The sequence below is a fragment of the Chryseobacterium sp. BGARF1 genome (genome assembly GCF_001677955.1).
GTDB lineage: Bacteria > Bacteroidota > Bacteroidia > Flavobacteriales > Weeksellaceae > Chryseobacterium.
In genome coordinates this window covers 59,227-79,965 of record NZ_LELA01000089.1, presented here as the reverse complement: position 1 = coordinate 79,965, position 20,739 = coordinate 59,227, and the positions used below count along the sequence as shown (strand labels likewise).

Sequence of the window (20,739 nt, the reverse complement as noted above, 5' to 3'; positions counted from 1 at the left end):
CAATTCATTGGTTTCTTGTTTGAATTTAGATTAATTAACTGAAATTCTTAATGTTAAAATAAGAATAAACAAAGTTTATTTTGATTTAGAAAATTAAGGAAAAGGTTATAATAAAAATATTGAATAAATTTTAAACAAGCTCTAATAATAAATTTCGTCTTTTACATTTGGGAATTTAAAAGTAGAATCGCCGGGAATTACGGCATCCATTTTCGGAGGTGTTATTTTTTTATTTAATTTTTGAGATTGTACAACCTTCTTTTCTCCATTTTCGCAATTTTCAACGGTTTTCTGATAAGTAGCATCACCTGTACTGATGTTGTAATCAAATTTCACCCAATAATCACATGGTGCACCAAAACTTACTGATGCACCGATGAGATACCAATCACCGTTCTGAAAACGATAGCGATGCGTATATTCCCATTTATCTCTGCTTCCCCCAAAATGATCGATGACAATGCTTTTCTTGGATATAGAAATTCCATTGAAAGGGTTGCCCATCATTCCGCCACTTTGTGACGAAAGTAGAGGAGCAGAAGTTTGGCGAGTGATCTTCCACTTTCCATTTTGTTTTTTATAAATGGCGAGTACCTGTTCCGCGTCTTCACGGTCTACGCTTGGCATTTCGTAAACAGCAGCAGCTTCTTCGTTTTCATCTTCATCTAAATTTCCGTAAGCAATTTCTTTTAGTTCCCAGTATTTCGGAGTGAAGTTTTTAATATCATCAGATTCTTTTAATGTAATTTCTTCATCATAAGAATTGGTTTCAATAGCACGTTTTTTCTCATTTAAATAAAAGTCGTTTTCCTTGGCGATTTTTGGGAGATTTTTTCTTATTTCATCAATGATCTCTGGTATTTTAGGTAATTCTGCGCCTTTTTGTTGACTGTCTTTTGTGTAATATTCAATTTCACGAATTTCAACAGTAGTTAATTTTTTCTTCCCAATAATTCCATTATTTGCTTCGCTGTAAAATCTTTTTTTAACGATCCAGTTTCCTTCTTTATCGTATTGATATTCGAATTCTTCGATACTGCCAATTGAGCCATCGTAATATTTGGTTTGATCAAAAGTAACATTGCCATATTGATCATATTTTTTATAATTTTTGGAGGAAATTTCTGTTCCTCGAAGATGATATTGAGACTCTATTATTTTTGTATAGTCTTCATTATAAGTGAATTCAGTTTTGTTTTCTAATCCTTTTTCATTGTACCAAATCTCTGAGATAAGGTGTCCTTTTTTATCATATTTAAAATAAACTTTTCTGCCTTCTACAACATAATCTTCAATTTCATAAGGCTTGTAAATACCATTCGATAAAGATAATTTCTGAACTTTAGACTGGTAAAGCGGGCTGATTTTCGTTAAGTTTTTTTGATTGAAAATATAAGTTTTATCAGGATTTGAAAGACTATCAGAGCCAATATGAGAAACGGTTATTTTTTTCTGGTTTGCAGAGGCTTCTATTTTATATTTTGTGTAATTGCTTAAAGATATTTTTGCTTCATTTTTTTCTAAATTGATTTCTTCAGAAATGATTTGGTTTTTATCATAAAAAAACCAACTTGAATATTGTGATTTTCCGTATTCTCTATCATACTGACTTTCTTTTAAGACTAAATTCCCGGAAGATTCATTATAATAATATTTTGAAGTCGAAACACCGCTTCCTGAAATTTCTTTTCGAAAACTTTTTCTGCCATCTTTTCTGTAAATAGTATGATTTGTTAAATGCAAAGTTTTTCCTTCAAAAATTTTATCATCTTTTGATTTTTTCTGATTGCTATCGGAAGTGTAACTTTTTATGGAAAATACATTTCCTTTCAAAAAACTTTTATCTTCGGTAGATTCTGCAAATGCTCCGGTGTCGAGGTTCTCATTAATTTGTTTGCTGGGAATGTTTTGTTGAGAGCACATCATAGTGCTGACTAAAAATAAAGCTAACTGTAAAAATATTTTCATCACGATAGAATAGGGTTTCACTCTCAAAGATAAAGCAAATCAAACTATCAAATTTTATATTGTTAAAATGATATAGATAAATTTTGGTAGTTTTGCAGCCAATGGAAAAGTTTGTAATTGTTTTAAAAGGATTGGGATTATTTTTACTGTTGTCTGCCATACTATTCATTATACAGTGGCAATTGGCGGAAAAGAACGTTATGGTACTCAATTATAAAATTCACATCCTGATATTTTTTATCACATTGATTAGTTTGTTAACGATGTTTGTGGTTTTTGTTTTAGAAAAAAAAAATATCATAGGATTTATTTTTCTTGGGTTTGTGGTTTTTAAAATGTTTGCAATGGGCTATATTGCTGTTTTTCAGAAAGATTTTGAACTGAATATTGTGCCCTACTTCGTTCTGTACTGGATATATCTTTTGATAGAAGTAGTTTTTGTTTTAAAATTAGTTAAAAAACAAGACTAATATCATGTAATATAAAATTGAAGAATCGCTAAAAATCGAATAAAAATTTATATTTTTGCAAAAATTTTAGGAAATAAAAGTCTAGTCATGAGTTTTAAAAAACTGTTAATCGCCCTTTATCTTTTTGTCTTCTGCTTCTCTTTTGCAGAAACACACGAAGGTACTGCGGAAGCTGCAAAGGATGAAGTATACAATCCGGTTCCATTTATTATGCACCATATCGCTGATGCACACAATTGGCATCTTTGGGGTGAAGGTCACAATTCTGTAGGAATTTCTTTACCTGTAATTCTTTGGGATAATGGTTTAAAAGTTTTCAGCTCTGAAAAATTCGGGCATGAAGAAGAAAAAGTTGCTGAAGTAGATGGAAATTTCTACAAAGTACACCACAACAAAATTTATTCGACAGATGCTAACGGAACTTTGGATATGCACGATGGGCATCCAACAAACAATGAGCCTTTAGATTTTTCTATCACTAAAGTAGTTGCTCAAATGATGTTGGCTGCTATTATTTTATTAATCATCGGTTTTGCATCAGCAGCAAGTTATAAAAAATCTCAGGTTCCTTCAGGAATAGCAAAATTCATCGAGCCTCTTGTAGTTTTTGTAAGAGATGATATTGCTTTACAAAACATCGGTTCTGTAAGGTATAGAAAATATGTGCCTTATTTGGTTACTTTATTTTTGTTTATCTGGCTTCTTAATATTTTAGGTTTACTTCCGGGAGCTGCAAATACAACAGGTAACATTGCATTTACAATGGTTCTTTCAGTATTTACATTATTGATTGTAAACTTAAGCGGTAGAAAAACATATTGGATGCACATGTTGGATCCTTTAGGGAAAAACATGCCATTCGGTGGGAAAATTTTAATCTACATTATCCTTATTCCAGTAGAGTTATTAGGAATTATTACTAAGCCTTTTGCATTAATGATTCGTCTTTTTGCTAACATGACGGCAGGACACATCATTATCATGAGTTTGATTTCTTTGATTTTCATCATGAAAACTTACTTCATCACTCCGGTATCATTAGGTTTAGCATTATTTATCTATGTATTGGAAGTATTGGTAGCAGCTTTACAGGCTTATATCTTTACAATGTTGACAGCATTATTTATCGGGTCGGCTGTAGAAGAGCCTCACCACGATCACTAATTAGAATTAAAAAAATAACTTTTTAAATATAATATTATGACAGGTAGTATCGCAGCAATCGGAGCTGGTTTAGCAGTAATCGGAGTTGGATTAGGAATTGGTAAAATTGGTGGTAGCGCAATGGAAGGTATTGCAAGACAACCAGAGCAATCAGGAAAAATCCAAACTGCAATGATTATCGCAGCAGCTCTTATCGAAGGTGCTGGTCTATTCGGTATCGTAGTAGCATTACTAGGTAAATAAGAATAGTAAACAAATAGGATTCTACAAACGGTTGGTTTGTAGAATTCTTTTAAAAAAGTTAAAAAACAAATTAAAAATAATAATTGATATAAAATGGATTTATTAACTCCTTCAATTGGTAACATATTCTGGACAGCAGTAGTATTTTTATTATTGGTAGTTCTTCTTAAAGCATTCGCTTGGAAGCCTATCCTTAGTGCTGTGAAAGAAAGAGAAGACAATATTCAGGATGCTCTTAACCAGGCTAAATTGGCTAAAAAAGAGATGGAAACTCTTAAAGCGGATAACGAAAGAATTATGCGTGAGGCTAAGATCGAAAGAGATGCTATGTTAAAAGAAGCTAGAGAAATTAAAGACAGAATTGTAGCTGAAGCTAAAGACGCTGCTAAGTCTGAAGGAGATAAATTAATCGAAGCTGCAAGACAAACAATCAACGAAGAGAAAAATGCTGCAATGGCAGACATCAAATCTCAAATCGGTATTTTGTCTGTAAATATCGCAGAATCTATCTTGAAGCAAAAGCTTGAAAATAGCGAAGCTCAAAATGAGTTGGTTCAGAATTATTTAAACAAATCAAATCTTAACTAAGAATGCTTACATCTAAAGTAGCTAAAAGATACGCACAAGGTTTACTAGAATTCACAAACGAATCTGGGCAAACTGAAGCGGTTTTTTCTGAAATGAAAGATGTAGTGAAGCTGATGTCTGAATCTAAAGATTTGAACAAATTTTTCCTTACACCTTACATTGATGCTAATAAGAAAACTGAGATTGCGAACGAAATTTTTAAAAGCTTTTCGCCTGTAGCTCAGAATTTGATTAAACTTATCATCAAAAACGGAAGAGAAAACCAAATTAAAAATATTGCACAGCAGTATATCAATAAAGTTGAAGATATCAAAGGAGTTCAAAGAGTTACGATTACTACCGCAACACCACTTTCTCAGGAAAATATCGATCAAATCTTGAAATCTACTTCTTTAGTAACTGCGCAAAATAATGCAGATGTTGAAGTGAATGTAAAACCTGAAATCTTAGGTGGTTACATTTTAAGAGTAGGGGATCAGCAAGTTGATGCTTCTGTGAAATCAAAATTGAATAAGATTAAAAAAGACTTTCAGTTAAATTAAGAAAAAAACAACCATACAATGGCAGAAATAAATCCAGCAGAAGTATCTGCGATCTTAAAACAGCAATTGGCCAACTTCGATACTCAATCTAATGTTGAGGAAGTAGGTACAGTTCTTACCATCGGTGATGGTATTGCTCGTGTTTACGGGTTAGAAAATGTACAATACGGTGAGTTGGTAAAATTTGCTAGCGATGTAGAAGGTATCGTACTAAACCTTGAAGAAGACAACGTTGGTGTTGCTTTATTAGGTGAAAGTAAATTGGTAAGAGAAGGAGATACAGTAAAAAGAACAAACAGAATCTCTTCTATTAAAGTAGGAGAAGGTATGTTGGGTAGAGTAGTTGATACTCTAGGTAACCCAATCGATGGTAAAGGTCCTATCACAGGAGATTTATACGAAATGCCATTAGAAAGAAAAGCTCCGGGAGTTATTTACAGACAACCGGTAACTGAACCTTTACAAACAGGTATCGTTGCGATCGACTCTATGATCCCTGTAGGAAGAGGTCAGAGAGAGCTTATCATTGGTGACAGACAGACAGGTAAGACTACTGTTGCTATTGATACAATCATCAACCAAAAAGAATTTTTTGATGCTGGTCAGCCAGTATATTGTATATATGTTGCAATCGGACAAAAAGCTTCTACAGTAGCTCAGATTGTAAAAACATTATCAGATAAAGGTGCTTTAGCATATACAGTAATTGTTGCCGCTAATGCTTCAGATCCGGTTCCTATGCAGGTATATTCTGCAATGGCAGGAGCTTCTATCGGTGAGTTCTTCAGAGACTCAGGTAGACCAGCTTTGATCGTTTATGATGATTTATCTAAACAAGCAGTTGCTTACCGTGAGCTTTCTCTACTATTGAGAAGACCACCGGGACGTGAGGCTTATCCAGGAGACGTTTTCTATCTTCACTCAAGATTATTAGAAAGAGCTGCAAAAATCATTGCTGATGATAACATTGCAAGCCAGATGAATGACTTACCAGAGTCTCTAAGACCCCTTGTAAAGGGTGGTGGTTCATTAACGGCACTTCCGATTATCGAAACTCAGGCAGGTGACGTTTCTGCGTATATTCCAACAAACGTAATCTCTATTACAGACGGACAGATTTTCTTGGAATCTGACTTGTTCAACTCAGGGGTTCGTCCAGCAATTAACGTTGGTATTTCTGTATCTCGTGTTGGAGGTAATGCTCAGATTAAATCAATGAAAAAAGTTTCTGGTACTCTTAAATTAGACCAGGCTCAATATAAAGAATTGGAAGCGTTTGCTAAATTCGGTTCTGATCTTGATGCTTCTACTTTAGCAGTGATCTCTAAAGGAGAAAGAAACGTAGAGTTGTTGAAGCAGCCGGTTAACTCTCCACTTCCTGTTGATAGCCAAGTTGCTATGATCTATGCAGGTACAGAGAACCTAATGAGAAACGTTCCTATCAAGAAAGTAAAAGAATTCCAAATCGAATATATCGAATTCCTAAGATCTAAGCACCCAGAAACTATGGCTGCTCTTAAATCTGGAAAAATCGATAACGATATTACAGGTGTTCTTAAGCAAGTTGCTACAGATTTAGCTTCAAAATATAACTAAAAATTAGTTGATGGTTTTTGGTTGATAGTTGACAGAATTTTCTAAAACTAGCAACCAACAACCGACAACCAACAACTAACCCCATATGGCAAACTTAAAAGAAATACGAGGAAGAATCACTTCAATTTCATCTACGATGCAAATTACACGTGCTATGAAAATGGTTTCGGCAGCGAAACTAAAGAAAGCACAAGATGCCATCGTAATGTTGAGACCTTATTCTGAAAAACTTCAGGAGATTATTCAGAATGTAAATTCTAGCTCAGATCCTGATCAGGTTTCTATTTACGCTCAGAAAAGAGAAGTAAAAAAAGTACTATTTATTGCTGTAACTTCAAACAGAGGTTTAGCAGGTGCTTTCAACTCATCTGTTGTAAAAGAATTAAACCACCAGTTTCAGAACAATGCTCAGTACGAAATTGAAATTCTTACTATTGGTAAAAAAGTTTATGATGCTGTAAGAAAAAACCGTGCGGTGTTTTCAAATGAAAGTGCAATTTTTGATAATCTTACTTTCGATAAAGTAGCAAACATTACAGAAAGTGTAATGACAAGTTTTATTGAAGGTAAATTTGATGAAGTTTATGTTGTTTACAATAAATTTATCAACGCTGCAACTCAAGAAGTGATCACAGAGCAAGTTCTTCCGATCTCAATGGTTGAAACTGAGAAAGAAGAAGGACAAACAGAAACTGATTATATCTTTGAACCTAATAGAAATGAGATTTTGGATAATTTGATTCCTAAATCTATTAAAACTCAGGTTTTCAAAGCTGTTTTAGATTCTGTAGCTTCAGAACACGGTGCGAGAATGACGGCAATGCACAAAGCAACAGATAATGCAGAAGCCCTTAGAAATGATCTTAAGATTTTCTATAACAAAGCAAGACAAGCTGCAATTACCAACGAGATCCTAGAAATTGTTTCAGGAGCAGAAGCTTTGAAAAACTCGTAATAAAATATTCAAAAAATATGAAAGCATCGATATCTTCGGTGCTTTTTTTGTTAGTTTTATTTTATATATCTTTGCATAAATAATTATAATTTTTAAATGGATTCTGACATAGTCAGGCTTTTGCTAGCCTTGTTTCTTGTATTACTTAATGGCTTTTTCGTAGCCGCAGAATTTTCAATTGTTAAAGTTCGTTACTCTCAGATTCAGCTTAAAGCTGCCGATGGCGATTCTATGGCAAAACAGGCAGAGCATATTATCAAACATCTTGATGAATATCTTTCTGCAACACAGCTTGGTATTACTTTAGCATCACTTGCTTTAGGTTGGGTAGGTGAAAGTGCAATGCATCATGTTATTGATAATGCATTACATTCTTTAAATATAAATCTTGCAGAGTCTACGGTTACAACGATTTCATTGGTTCTTAGTTTTTTGATTATCACAGTAATGCATATTGTTTTTGGTGAGTTAATACCGAAATCAATTGCGATTAGAAAATCTGAAGCTACAACAATGGCAACTGCAGTTCCGTTGAGAGTTTTTTATACCGTTTTTAAACCATTCATTTGGTTGATGAATTTGATGTCTAATGGAGTTTTAAGATTAATGAAAATTCATCCGGCTTCTGAACAGGAAATTCACTCTACAGAAGAACTTCAGCTTTTGGTAAAACAATCAGCCGATAGTGGAGAAATTGAAGAAGAAAATTACGAAATCATCAAAAATGCATTTGATTTTACAGACCATTCTGCAAAACAAATCATGGTTCCGAGACAAAATATTACTTCTATTGATTTTTCAGATGACTTAAACGAAATTATAGACAAAATCATGGAAAGCGGATATTCCAGGATTCCTGTCTATGAAAATTCGATAGATAACATCATCGGTGTTTTTTACACCAAGGAAATTATCAGAGAATTTGTTAAAAGAAAAGGACAATTAAGTCATGATGATTTAAGAGAATTGATGCGTGAATCCTTCTTTGTGGTAGGAAGTAAAAAGATTTCAGATTTATTAAAAATCTTCCAGCAAAAAAAGCAACATTTAGCCATTGTAATCGACGAATTTGGTGGAACTGAAGGAATTATCACTCTTGAAGATATTTTGGAAGAATTGGTAGGAGAAATTCAGGATGAAGAGGATGATGAAGAAAAACTGGTTGATAAAATTGCTGAGAATACCTATTGGGTAAAAGCAACGCAGCCTTTGGAGGAGATTAACGAATCTTTGCCTAAAAAACTGACTCTTCCTGAAGAAAGTGAGTACAATACTTTAGCAGGATTTATTTTGCATGCTTTGGAAGATATTCCGGAAGAAAATCAAGAGTTTGATTTGGAAAATTATCATTTCAAGATCTTGAAAATGAATAATAAGAGCGTTGAAATGGTTGAGTTGCAATATATTGAGCCCAACATAGTAGACGATATATTAGATAAATTAGACGTTTAAATATAAAATAATGATTTTTTATAACAGCATAAAAGATTATGAAGATCCAAAACGACAGTACGAAGAAGAAGTATTGGTTTTGGATGATACGGATGAAGTGTACAAACTGATTCTGCATAATGACGATATTCATACTTTTGACGATGTGATTGAAGCATTGATCCAAATTTGCAAACATGACCCAATACAGGCAGAGCAATGCACGATGTTGGTTCATTACAAAGGCAAATGCACCGTAAAAACTGGTTCAATGGATCTTTTGAAACCGATGCATGAAAAATTAATAGCAAGAAGCTTAACAAGCGAAATCGTATAATACAAACTCCGGCAATCGTCGGAGTTTTTTTTTGAATCTAAACTAAGCTCTAAATTCTAATTTCTAACATCTCATTTCATCTAAAATACTATCTTTGTAAAAACTCTAAAGAAATAAATAGAATGCTTGTAATAGGAATTGCCGGAGGTACAGGATCGGGCAAAACTACCGTTGTTGATAAAATTATTCAACAGCTTGATATTGAAGGAATGAATATTCTTTCTCAGGATAATTATTATAATGATAATCATAATCTTACGCTTACAGAAAGAGAAGCTTTAAACTACGATCATCCAAAATCTATCGATTTTGATTTACTCCTTCAGCATGTAAAAGCGTTGAAAAATAATGAAGCCATAGAGCAGCCTATTTACAGCTTTGTAACGCACGGAAGAACTGGAGATCATATTACAGTAGAACCAAAAAATGTTTTGGTCGTTGAAGGAATCCTGGTTTTAACCAACAAAGAATTATTGAAAGAATTTGATCTTAAAGTTTTCGTTCATGCAGATTCAGACGAGAGACTTATAAGGAGAATTAAAAGAGATACGCAGGAAAGAGGACGAGATTTGAATGAGGTTTTACACCGCTACCAGTCTACCTTGAAGCCTATGCACCAGGAATTTATCGAACCTTCAAAAAACGAAGCCGATTTGATTATTCCCAATATGAGACAGAATTCTGTCGCGATTGATTTTTTAACAACGGTTATTAAAAACTCATTAAGAAAACACTAAAATGGCAGAGAAAGAGCTTATTAAAGACATCAAACCAAGATCAGAAACCTTTAAATTTTTTCAGAATTATGTTTTAAACAAATATATTCTGACAATTTTCTTGTTTTTGGTGTGGATGATTTTCTTTGATCAAACTTCTTTCCTGGTTATCCATGAACTTAATGGCGAAATCAATAAATATGAAGAACAGCTCGATTATTACAAATCAGAATACGAAAAGAATGATAAATTCTACAAAAAACTGATGAATAATAAATCTGAAAAAGAAAAATACGCCAGAGAGAATTACTTTATGAAAAAGCCTAACGAAGAAATCTTTATCCTCGTTGTAGATAGCGCAAATATTGCTAAAAAATAAACTTTAACGTGAACTGTGAATTGTCAATTAGCTTCGCTGTCAATTTAAAATAAATATGCGGATTACGATTGCTCATTATCCATTACCTATTACTCATCATTTATGTCAAATACCGAAACCTTCTCAAACTGGGAAAATCTTGTTAAAAAACAACTTAAAACGGAAGATATCTACACCATTCTGAAAAAAGAAAATCTAGAAGGAATTGATATAAAACCTTTTTATAATTCTGTTGAAAAACCAATGGTAAGCCTTCCAAAAATAGAAGAAAGCACTCATTTGGTTGCCACTTACCACGAAAGTTTAGAAGATGATGTTTTTGCATTTCTATTAAATGAAAATGTAGAAAACCTTGTAGGGAAAACGGTTTTTATCAATAATAGAGATCTAGCAGAACACATCAGTCCACAAGATGAAGATCAATATTTTTCTTTAATCGATGTTTTTGATGAGAAAAATGCTGAGATCAATGATCAGTTGGTAAAAGAGCTTTTAGCAAAAGATTTTAAAAGAAATATTTGTGTAGACATTTCTCTTCACCAAAACGCAGGAGCAGCCATTTACCAGCAATTGGGGATTGCTTTGGCAAAAACAAAAGAATTAATTGAAGTTTACGGAGCTGAGATTATCAATAAATTGATCTTCAGAATCGCAGTTGGAGGAAACTATTTCTTTGAAATGGCTAAAGTGCGTGCTTTTAAAATGGTATTCAATCAACTGTCGAAAGAATATGATCTAAACGAGATACCCTATATTTTTGCTGAAACTTCATTGAGAAATAAATCTATTTCGGATAGTGAAAATAATTTAATTCGTTCTACTTTAGAATTGGCTTCTGCCATGATCGGTGGAGCTGATGCCGTTTACAGTACCAATTATTTGGTTGAAAAAAGTACAGATAATTCAGAAGAAATTTCCTTTAAACAACAGATCGTTTTAGCTTACGAAAGTATCATTAATGTCTTTGAGGACGCCTCAAATGGAAGTTATTACATTGAAGATATCACTAATCAAATCGCGGAGAAATCTTGGGCATTCTTTGTTGAAATTGAAGAAAAGGGAGGTTATTTGGAACTTTTAAAACAAGGAATTATCCAGAAAAACATCTACGATCATGCTGTTGAAGAACAAAAGTGGGTGGAAGAAGGTAAAATAAAACTGATCGGCGTTAATTTGTACCCCAAATTAGAACTAAAAAGATCTATTAAGGAATTATATCATCCAAATGAATTGAAAGCCGTTCGTTGGGCTGAAATGTTTGAGTAAAAATCTCCCACAAATCGCACGGATTTTCACAGATTTGTTTTAGAAATTAAAGTTTACTACATTTAAATATAAAACAAACTATAATGAATGAAAATGAAATAAGCTTCAATATCCGAAAATCGATTTTTGATGTTTATAATGAACTTGGGCCAGGGTTATTGGAGAAAGTTTATGAGAAAATTCTTGCTTATGATTTGCAAAATAAAGGTCTTAAAGTTCAAACTCAGGTTTCAATTCCAATAAAATATAAAGGTTTATTTATTGACTCGAGCTTTATTGCGGACATTATAGTTGAAGAAAAAGTTATCATTGAAATTAAATCTATAAGCGAAATCAGCAATGTTCATCACAAACAGTTGTTAACCTATTTAAAGCTAACTGGTTTAAAACTTGGGATTTTAGTGAATTTTAATACTGATTATATTGATAAAAGTATTTTCAGAAAAATAAATGGAAGTTTAGATTGAATCTTTTTCCATCTATCTATATGAGTTTTCGTAAATAATTATTTGATTTAGTAAGTGTTTTTTTAAACATAAACATTTGTGAAAATCAGTGAAATCTGTGGGATGAAAAATTTTACTTAATTTTAAAAAAAATATTCGTGCATTCGTGGCATTCAAACAAAGAAATTCAAAAATACATCAATGCAAATCTTAACGCAGATTTGCATTCTTTGTTATTAAAAAAATCACCGTTTCCTGAAGTTTCAATGCAGGAGATCGTTCAACAGATCAAAGGAAAACAGGTTGCTCAGAAAAAATTTCCTTTTCTTTTAAAAGACGGAATTGTTTTTCCTCCACAGCTTAATCTAGAGCAATCTTCTTCTGAAAAAACAGCCGTTTATAAATCAGAAATTTTAAAAGGAAAGAAATTTATTGATCTCACGAGTGGTTTTGGGATTGATGCGTATTATTTATCTAAAAATTTTGATGCAATTACTTTAGTTGAACAAAATACAGAACTTTTAGAAATAGTAAAAAATAACTGGGAAGTTTTAAACAAAAAAGCTCAATTTATCAATCAAAAATTAGAAGATTTTCTGACTGAAAATAAGGAAGATTTTGATGTCATTTACCTCGACCCGGCAAGAAGAGATCAACACAAAAATAAAGTCTTTCTTCTTGAAGATCTTTCACCAAATATTCTAGAAATACAAGATAATTTACTCTCTATTTCTGAAGAGGTCATTATAAAACTGTCGCCTTTAATTGATCTAAAGTATTTGATCTCAGTCTTAAAGAACTTTTCTAAAATAGAAATTATTGCCGTTAGAAATGATGTAAAAGAGGTCGTTATTTTTCTTTCCAAGAATTATTCAGGAAATATTATTTGCAATTGTGTGAATCTTGAAAGTGATGAGAAAAGTTTTAGTTTTAATATTAATTCAGAAAAGAATGCTTTTGCCGAATATTCAGAGCCTCAAAGATTTATTTATATTCCAAATAATACGATTCTCAAAGCTGGGATTTTTAATCTGATCTCAAGCCATTTTAAACTTAAAAAACTACATCCGAATACCCATTTATACACTTCTGAGCTTAGAATAGAAGATTTTCCGGGAAGGATCTTAGAAATGGAAGTGGTTGACTCAAAACAGATCAAAAAGAAAGAACAGTTTAATTTGATCTCAAAAAATTATCCTTTAAAACCGGAAGAAATAAAGAAAAAATATCAGCTAAAAGATGGCGGAAATCAGTATCTTATTTTTACACAATCCAAAAAAGGTAAAATAATATTAAAATCAGTCTAAAAATGTTGCCGAAAAATGCAATATTTCTTACTTTTGGGCAATTAAAATTTATGGAATTGAATTTGAAAAAACAATTCCGCTCGGTTTATAAAAAATAAAAATCTGCATATGAAAAAATTAGTTCTATGTTTAGCTCTTGCAACGGTAGCGGTAAGCTGTAAAAAAATCCAGGCTGGAGGAAATAAGAATATCATCAAATTGGAAGAAGGTACAGAAAGATACTCTGATGATCATCAAGGTGGGGCAGAGGCTCATGGAAATGCTCACGAAGCGACGACTACTGCTCATGCAGAACCAGCTAAAGACGCTCACGGAACTGAAGCTCCAAAAACAGATTCTACCGCTGTAAAGCATGAAGAAACTGCTAAAGCAGCTCACTAATTCTCTGAAAATAAAATACAAGAATCCTGCTTTTTGCAGGATTTTTTGTTTGATATAACTTTGGGAAGAATACTCAAATTATGATTTTTTAACTTGTAAAGGTGTGTAAATAAATAGGACACGTATATTTTGGGTGAAAAATATACATGCATTCGTGGCAAAAATAAATAGTAACCAAGTCCTACAATTCAATATGCTTTTTACAAAAAAGCAATACTGCTAAATAAATAGCATCTTTTGTTTGCCTTGCCGATTCAAAATTTTTAATTTTAACAAAATTTAATTTACAATGCAAGAAACATTAAATTACATCAATGAAAACAAACAACGTTTCGTTGATGAATTGTTTGAGTTACTTAGAATTCCTTCTATTTCTGCTGACCCGGCTTACAGCAATGACGTTTTAAAATGCGCTGAAGTTTGTGCAGAATATCTTAAAAATGCAGGAGCAGACCATGTTGAAGTTTGCACTACAAAAGGATATCCTATCGTTTTTGGTGAAAAGCTAATTGACGCAAACCTTCCGACGGTTTTGGTGTATGGTCATTATGATGTGCAGCCAGCCGATCCTTTAGAACTATGGAAAAAGCCGCCTTTTGAGCCTTATATTGAGAAAACTGATCTTCATCCTGAAGGAGCGATCTTCGCAAGAGGTTCTGCAGACGATAAAGGACAGTTCTTTATGCAGGTGAAAGCGTTTGAAGCGATGATGAAGACCAATTCTCTGCCTTGTAATGTGAAATTTATTTTAGAAGGTGAGGAAGAAGTAGGTTCTGTAAGCTTGGGTGACTGGGTAAATGAGAATAAAGAAAAACTTTCTTGTGATTGTATCCTGATCTCAGATACACATATTTATAGCAACGAGCAACCAACTGTTACAACAGGTTTAAGAGGTTTAAGCTATGTAGAAGTAGAAGTGGAGGGACCAAACAGAGACTTGCATTCAGGGCTTTACGGTGGTGCAGTTCCGAATCCTATTCATGTGCTTTCAAGAATGATTGCTAAATTAATTGACGATGACGGGCAAATCACAATTGATGGTTTTTATGACAATGTAGAAACTGTTTCTGATGAAGAAAGAGCTGAAATGAATAAGTTGAAAGATAATCCTGCAGAATTTAAAAAATCTATTGGTTTAAATGATGTGGAGGGCGAAAAAGGATATACAACTTTAGAGAGAACTTCAATCCGTCCAACTTTAGATTGCAACGGAATTTGGGGTGGTTATACAGGTGAAGGTGCTAAAACGGTAATTCCATCTAAAGCTTCAGCTAAAATTTCAATGCGTTTGGTTCCTTACCAAACTCCTGAAGAAATTACAGAAAAGTTTACAAAATATTTCGAGAAAATAGCTCCGGCCAATGTAAGAGTAAAAGTTACTCCACACCACGGAGGAATGCCTTATGTTTTACCAACCGATACCAAAGAATATTTGGCAGCTAAAAATGCAATGCAAACAGCTTTTGGAAAAGAAGTTCTTCCTTACAGAGGTGGAGGAAGTATTCCAATTACCTCAATGTTTGAGCAGGTTTTGGGAGCTAAATCTGTATTGATGGGATTCGGCTTAGATTCTGATGCAATCCATTCGCCAAACGAGCATTATGGCTTATTTAATTTCTACAAAGGAATTGAGAGTATCCCAATGTTTTTTGAGAATTATTCGAAGTCTTAAAAAGTGAAATAATTTATTAAAAATACTCCTTGAGAAGCTTTTCTTGAGGAGTATTTTATTAAATATATTGTCATGAATGTGTGAGTTTTCCATATATTTGCGAAAAAATAACCAAAAATTAAGTTTATGAAGAAAGTTTTATTTTCTATGCTGGTAGGAGTTTCTCAATTGGCGTTTTCTCAACAGTTGATTTCTTTTGAAACGAGTGAAGGCTATACAACCGGAAATATTGATACGCAGCAAGGGTGGAGAACTACTGCTACAGGATTGAGTTCACCTAATGTAGCTGGTCAAACAGTCTCTACAGAACAATTCGTGGATGGAGGAAAATCATTAAAAATAACAAATGAGGCAGCTTTTCCAGCGCAAAACAGTCCTGTTGTAGGAGCTTTTAAACCAATTGGCTCATCTCTGGCATACAATAATTTTACTATTTCATTTGATATTCGAATTACAGAGAAAGCGTCTACTGCTTCACAGTATGAATTCCAGACAATAGGAAATGGCACAGCAGGAAGAGTTTATATAATTAGATTGAGATTTAATAAAACAGGAGAGATTGTAGCTGCACAAACGACTGGTACATCATCTACATTTGCGACTACCACCGGAACATGGAATGCTGATACTTGGTATCGTGTGAAAATTGTTGGTACCGCTACAGGACTTACATATTATTTAAATGGCTCTCAAATTTATACAGGTAATTTCTTCCAGAATTATAATTTTGATGAGATGGCTTTTGTACATGATAACAATTCTGGAAGCGGCTATATTGATAAAATTGCAATTAATAATGAAGGAGGTGTATTATCTACAAAAGATGATGTGAAAATTATAAAAAACATGTTATCAATTTTCCCTAATCCAACTTCAGATATCTTAAACATCAAAACAGATTCTAAAATCAATACCGTTTCTGTTGTAGATTTTACAGGCAGAAAAGTAAATGTAAAATTAGAAGATGATAAAATTAATGTTAGAAGTCTTCCTGCAGGAATTTACTTAATCAATGTTGAAACAAAAGATGGTATCTCTACAGAGAAATTCATAAAAAAATAAATTTCTGACTTTGCGGTAGAACGTTTTTTGATTCTAAACATTACATATCGTTTAATCTCTATAAAGGAATTAAGAGTCTCCCAATGTTTTTTTGAGAATTATTCGAAGTCTCAAAAAGTGAATTAATTTATTAAATAATAATTCTTGAGAAATTTTTCTTAAGAATTATTCATTTTATGTTGATATTTTGTTGCCGGGGTGAGGTATTTTTTATAATTTAGCGCATAACGAAAATTAATATATTATGAAGAAAATTTATTATTTAGGATCATTATTATTAGGATTATTAATAAATGGTCAATTTACTCAAACACCAACAGGTACTAATGGTATTGTATCAAATGTGCTTTCATCAGGGAGTTTTGTTTTATGCGCTGATGATTTTACCGTTTCGCAAGCTACAACAGTATCAAGCATTAGTGTTACTGGTTTTCAAAATGCTGGAACACTTGAAACAGGGATTTCCACAGGACTAATTCTTTATATTTATACTGATGCTAGTGGAGTTCCTGCTAGTAATCCAACAGTTACCAGTTATGTACCAGTTGCTAAAATTGATATAAGTAGTACATCACCTGCCTATAATTTAGTGAAAACTGACACCAGTACATATACTTTTAATATTAATGTTGCTTCAGCAATTCCTACAGCTGTTACATTGCAACCGGGAGTTACTTATTGGTTGGCTTTTGCACCTAAAACCAATCTTACAGCATATACTGCTACAACAAGATTTAATTGGTTTACTGCAACAACAGCATCAGGAAATCCTGCAAAACTTATTGATCCGGGAAATGCATTTGGCGCTAATGCAACAAATTGGACTAACGTTTCCACCTTAACTGCAGACCCAACTTTTAATAGTTTAGCATTCTCAATTGTTGGAACGACTACCTTAGGGACAACAGAAGAAGTCTTCAATTCTAATAAGTTACGAATATCGCCTAATCCGACTACGGATGTTCTAAACATCAAAACAGACTCTAAAATCAATTCAGTTTCTGTTGTAGATATTACAGGTAAAAAAGCAAATGTGAAACTAGATGGTAACAAAGTTGATGTGAGAAGTCTTCCCGCAGGAACTTATCTAATCAATGTTGAAACTAAAGATGGTATTTCTACAGAGAAATTCATCAAAAAATAAATTACTGATCAATCTCAGTATATTAAAAACGCTCCAATTGGGGCGTTTTTGTTGTTTTAGAATTAAAAAAAATCTAATAAAGGTAAATAACTCTTACTGATGAGAGAATATCGTATTTTTTGAAAAGGAATTTTCAAAAGACAATTCTAGAAAATAATACCAATAAAGAAGAACATTGTATAGGATTATTTGAATTTGTTTAAAGTTAATTTGTTTGTTAAATAGTAGCTTTTTAAGAGTTTTTAGTTGTGATTTATTTATTTAATGTTTGTTTTTCTTGGTATGTTGATAATTTTTATTTAACTTTAGCAATAACTTAGAATGAAAATATTATGAAGAAAATTTTACTATTAAATGCCCTTATGGCGCTCGGATCATTGAATGCACAGACTACAATTTTTGAAGATAGTTTTGAAACATATGCAGATTTTGCATATACTACAGGAACAGTAGGAGGGTGGACATTAACAGATTTGGATTTAAAAAATTCATATGTACTTAATGGGTCAACATTTCCAAATCAAGCAACTCCAAAATCATTCATAGTCTTTAATAGAGCAGGTATTGTTCCTGCGACAACTTCCACACAAACTCAAGCAAGAACAGGAAATAAGTCAATGGCTTGCTTTAATGTAAGTGTGGTTCCTTTCTTGAATAATGATTGGTTGATAAGTCCACAAATGACTTTAGGCAGTACAGGTAATAATGTTAGTTTTTGGGCAAAACCTCTGAATGCACTATATGGTTTAGAGAAATTTAATATATTGGTATCTACAACTAATACTACAACAACAAGCTTTACTCAAATTAATCCTACGACAATTGTTACTCCGTCGGCAAATGAATGGGCTCAATACACTTTTAATCTGGATGCTTATGCGGGGCAATCAGTACGTATTGCTATTCAATGCGTTTCTGATGATCAATTTGCATTATTTGTAGATGATTTTAAAGTTACAACTACAGGTACGGTATTGGGAACAAGTGATATTTCTAAGGCTTCGAAATCATTAGTAGCAATTTATCCAAACCCTACAGTAGATTTTATATCAGTAAAATCGGATTCTAAAATAAATAAGGTGGAAGTATTTGATATTACAGGTAAAAAAGTAAATGCAAAACTAGATGATAACAAAGTTGATGTGAGAAGTCTTCCTGCAGGAACTTACCTAATCAATGTTGAAACGAAAGATGGTATTTCTACTGAAAAATTCATCAAAAAATAAATTACTGACCAATCTCAGTATATTAAAAACGCTCCATTTGGGGCGTTTTTGTTATTTTAGGGTTTTAAAATTTAATCAATGATAGAAAATAAAGTAGCTTATATTACAGGAGGAACAAAAGGTGTAGGATATGGAATTGCTAAAATATTGCTTGAAAATGGTGTTTCAGTTGCATTTTCGGGAAGAAAAAAGGAAGATGTCAAGAAAATAGAGAATGAATTAAAACAATATTCTCAAAATGTTCTGGGATTGGTTTCTGATGTTAAAAATTTAGATAGTGAATTTAATGCAGTTAAAAACACTATAGAAAAGTTCGGAAGATTAGATTTTGTAATTGCAAATGCAGGATTGGGAATTTTCAAACCGGTTGATGAGCTAAGTTCTGAAGAATGGAATGAGATGATTGATACCAACTTAACCGGAGTTTTCCATACTTTAAAAGCTTCAGTTGAAGAATTAAAGAAAACTGAAGGATATTATATTACGATTTCAAGTTTGGCGGGAGCTAATTTCTTTGAAAACGGAACGGGTTACAACGCTTCTAAATTTGGTGTAGTAGGCTTTACTCAGGCTGCAATGATCGATTTAAGGAAGTATAATATTAAATCTAGCGTAATCATGCCGGGCTCGGTTGCGACAAATTTTAATGGAAATATTCCTTCAGAAAAAGATGCCTGGAAAATTCAGCCGGATGATATGGGAAATTTAATATTGGATATTTTAAGAATGAATCCAAGAGTTTTACCTAGCAAGATTGAGTTTAGAGCAACAAAACCAAAGTCTTAGAAACTTATAATGCGCTGAATAATAATTAAATAAGTATTATGCATGCATAATATATTTTTTATTTATATTTACAAAACTTAACAAACAAAAATAGCTTCCAAAAATTTTCCAATTTAAAGAGGCTAAAAAGAAAACAAATAGACTAGATATGGAGCTGTAAGGCTGCATATGTCACATGAAAATAATTAAAACAACATATGAAATCGCCATGATTTGCAAGCGTTCTTAGCAATAAAAATAGGCGATAACATATGGCAATTAAAAACAATAAAATCTACATATGAAAATATTAGTTTGCATCAGTAGTGTTCCGGATACTACTTCAAAGATTAATTTTACAGCAGACAAATCTGCATTCGACAAAAACGGAATTCAGTGGGTAATCAATCCGTTAGACGAATTCGCATTAACAAAAGCAATCAAATTACAAGAATCTCAAGGAGCAACAGTTACGGTTTTAAACGTAGGAGATGCTACAACTGAGCCAGTAATAAGAAAAGCTTTGGCAATTGGTGCAAATGACGGAGTAAGAGTAAATCTTGACCCGAAAGACAGTTATTCTACAGCGAAAGAAATTGCTTCTGTAGCTCAGAATGGAGGATATGATTTAATTCTTTGTGGTAAAGAATCGATTGATTACAACGGTGGTTCTGTTCCGGGAATGGTTGCTCAGTTGTTGAATCAGCCTTTCGTAAACGCTTCTGTTGGTTTAGATGTGAACGGAGCTGAAGCAACTGCAGTAAGAGAAATTGAAGGTGGCAAAGAAACTATTTCTGTGAAATTACCTGCTGTAATCGCTGGTCAAAAAGGATTGGTTGACGAAAAAGATTTGATTATTCCAAACATGAGAGGAATTATGTCTGCAAGAACAAAACCTTTGCAGGTTGTAGAGCCTACTTCTTCTGAAGTAAAGGTTCAGGGAGTTTCTTACGACTCTGTTCCGGCAAGAGCAGCTGTTAAAATCGTTTCTCCAGACAATTTAGATGAGTTGGTAAGACTTCTTCACGAGGAAGCTAAAGTAATCTAATATTAAGATTGAGGCTGAGTTTGAGGTTTTTAA

Annotated in this window: 22 protein-coding genes; 21 read left to right on the top strand and 1 reads right to left on the bottom strand. The window is 32.8% G+C overall.

Translation table 11 applies throughout. From position 1 onward, the window contains the following. Positions 1 to 141 precede the first annotated feature (141 nt). Positions 142 to 1,968, bottom strand: a complete 1,827-nt coding sequence (locus tag AB671_RS16835) for a hypothetical protein (RefSeq protein ID WP_157444233.1) — start codon at positions 1,966 to 1,968, stop codon at positions 142 to 144. Between the two features lie 101 nt (positions 1,969 to 2,069). Here AB671_RS16835 and AB671_RS16830 point away from each other — a divergent pair, with 101 nt between their 5' ends. The 21 genes from AB671_RS16830 (at position 2,070) to AB671_RS16730 (ending at position 20,706) form a co-directional block, all read left to right on the top strand. Beyond that, entirely contained in the window at positions 2,070 to 2,438 is a 369-nt protein-coding gene (locus AB671_RS16830) for a hypothetical protein (protein ID WP_066676876.1), read from the top strand. Between the two features lie 87 nt (positions 2,439 to 2,525). After that, complete coding sequence (gene atpB, locus AB671_RS16825; RefSeq protein ID WP_066676873.1) at positions 2,526 to 3,602, top strand: F0F1 ATP synthase subunit A; 1,077 nt, start codon at positions 2,526 to 2,528, stop codon at positions 3,600 to 3,602. A gap of 36 nt (positions 3,603 to 3,638) precedes the next feature. Beyond that, on the top strand, positions 3,639 to 3,845 hold the full coding sequence (gene atpE / locus AB671_RS16820) for an ATP synthase F0 subunit C (RefSeq protein WP_066676872.1): 207 nt from the start codon (positions 3,639 to 3,641) through the stop codon (positions 3,843 to 3,845). Between the two features lie 93 nt (positions 3,846 to 3,938). Then, a complete protein-coding gene (locus AB671_RS16815; RefSeq protein ID WP_066676870.1) occupies positions 3,939 to 4,433 on the top strand; it encodes a F0F1 ATP synthase subunit B in 495 nt (164 codons plus the stop codon). Between the two features lie 2 nt (positions 4,434 to 4,435). Continuing rightward, entirely contained in the window at positions 4,436 to 4,975 is a 540-nt protein-coding gene (gene atpH, locus AB671_RS16810; protein ID WP_066676868.1) for an ATP synthase F1 subunit delta, read from the top strand. Positions 4,976 to 4,993: 18 nt separating this feature from the next. Beyond that, complete coding sequence (gene atpA / locus AB671_RS16805; RefSeq protein WP_066676866.1) at positions 4,994 to 6,571, top strand: F0F1 ATP synthase subunit alpha; 1,578 nt, start codon at positions 4,994 to 4,996, stop codon at positions 6,569 to 6,571. Between the two features lie 85 nt (positions 6,572 to 6,656). Beyond that, positions 6,657 to 7,526 carry an ATP synthase F1 subunit gamma gene (atpG, locus tag AB671_RS16800; RefSeq protein WP_066676865.1) on the top strand — a complete coding sequence of 290 codons (870 nt, stop codon included), beginning with the start codon at positions 6,657 to 6,659 and terminating at the stop codon, positions 7,524 to 7,526. A 96-nt stretch (positions 7,527 to 7,622) separates the two neighbouring features. Then, on the top strand, positions 7,623 to 8,978 hold the full coding sequence (locus AB671_RS16795) for a hemolysin family protein (RefSeq protein WP_066676864.1): 1,356 nt from the start codon (positions 7,623 to 7,625) through the stop codon (positions 8,976 to 8,978). Between the two features lie 10 nt (positions 8,979 to 8,988). Then, positions 8,989 to 9,294 carry an ATP-dependent Clp protease adaptor ClpS gene (locus AB671_RS16790; RefSeq protein WP_066676863.1) on the top strand — a complete coding sequence of 102 codons (306 nt, stop codon included), beginning with the start codon at positions 8,989 to 8,991 and terminating at the stop codon, positions 9,292 to 9,294. Between the two features lie 68 nt (positions 9,295 to 9,362). Continuing rightward, entirely contained in the window at positions 9,363 to 10,031 is a 669-nt protein-coding gene (gene udk, locus AB671_RS16785; protein ID WP_332598247.1) for a uridine kinase, read from the top strand. A gap of 1 nt (position 10,032) precedes the next feature. Continuing rightward, the gene (locus AB671_RS16780) at positions 10,033 to 10,389 is read left to right on the top strand and encodes an FtsB family cell division protein (RefSeq protein WP_066676859.1); all 357 of its coding nucleotides are present in this window, start codon (positions 10,033 to 10,035) and stop codon (positions 10,387 to 10,389) included. Positions 10,390 to 10,491: 102 nt separating this feature from the next. Beyond that, the gene (locus tag AB671_RS16775) at positions 10,492 to 11,655 is read left to right on the top strand and encodes a methylmalonyl-CoA mutase family protein (RefSeq protein ID WP_066676856.1); all 1,164 of its coding nucleotides are present in this window, start codon (positions 10,492 to 10,494) and stop codon (positions 11,653 to 11,655) included. Positions 11,656 to 11,738: 83 nt separating this feature from the next. Further along, positions 11,739 to 12,122, top strand: a complete 384-nt coding sequence (locus AB671_RS16770) for a GxxExxY protein (protein ID WP_066676854.1) — start codon at positions 11,739 to 11,741, stop codon at positions 12,120 to 12,122. Between the two features lie 137 nt (positions 12,123 to 12,259). Beyond that, positions 12,260 to 13,408, top strand: coding sequence for a class I SAM-dependent methyltransferase (locus AB671_RS16765; protein ID WP_066676852.1), 1,149 nt, complete (start codon positions 12,260 to 12,262; stop codon positions 13,406 to 13,408). 108 nt (positions 13,409 to 13,516) lie between these two features. Then, positions 13,517 to 13,789 carry a hypothetical protein gene (locus AB671_RS16760; protein WP_066676849.1) on the top strand — a complete coding sequence of 91 codons (273 nt, stop codon included), beginning with the start codon at positions 13,517 to 13,519 and terminating at the stop codon, positions 13,787 to 13,789. Positions 13,790 to 14,078: 289 nt separating this feature from the next. Then, a complete protein-coding gene (locus AB671_RS16755) occupies positions 14,079 to 15,461 on the top strand; it encodes a dipeptidase (RefSeq protein WP_066676847.1) in 1,383 nt (460 codons plus the stop codon). Positions 15,462 to 15,587: 126 nt separating this feature from the next. Beyond that, entirely contained in the window at positions 15,588 to 16,523 is a 936-nt protein-coding gene (locus tag AB671_RS16750) for a T9SS type A sorting domain-containing protein (RefSeq protein ID WP_066676845.1), read from the top strand. A 244-nt stretch (positions 16,524 to 16,767) separates the two neighbouring features. Further along, on the top strand, positions 16,768 to 17,667 hold the full coding sequence (locus tag AB671_RS16745; RefSeq protein WP_066676843.1) for a T9SS type A sorting domain-containing protein: 900 nt from the start codon (positions 16,768 to 16,770) through the stop codon (positions 17,665 to 17,667). Between the two features lie 332 nt (positions 17,668 to 17,999). After that, positions 18,000 to 18,893: a T9SS-dependent choice-of-anchor J family protein gene (locus tag AB671_RS16740; protein WP_066676841.1), complete on the top strand. Its 894-nt coding sequence runs from the start codon at positions 18,000 to 18,002 to the stop codon at positions 18,891 to 18,893. A 78-nt stretch (positions 18,894 to 18,971) separates the two neighbouring features. Beyond that, the gene (locus tag AB671_RS16735) at positions 18,972 to 19,679 is read left to right on the top strand and encodes an SDR family oxidoreductase (protein WP_066676839.1); all 708 of its coding nucleotides are present in this window, start codon (positions 18,972 to 18,974) and stop codon (positions 19,677 to 19,679) included. 280 nt (positions 19,680 to 19,959) lie between these two features. Continuing rightward, positions 19,960 to 20,706, top strand: coding sequence for an electron transfer flavoprotein subunit beta/FixA family protein (locus tag AB671_RS16730; RefSeq protein WP_066676838.1), 747 nt, complete (start codon positions 19,960 to 19,962; stop codon positions 20,704 to 20,706). The last annotated feature ends 33 nt before the right edge of the window (positions 20,707 to 20,739 follow it).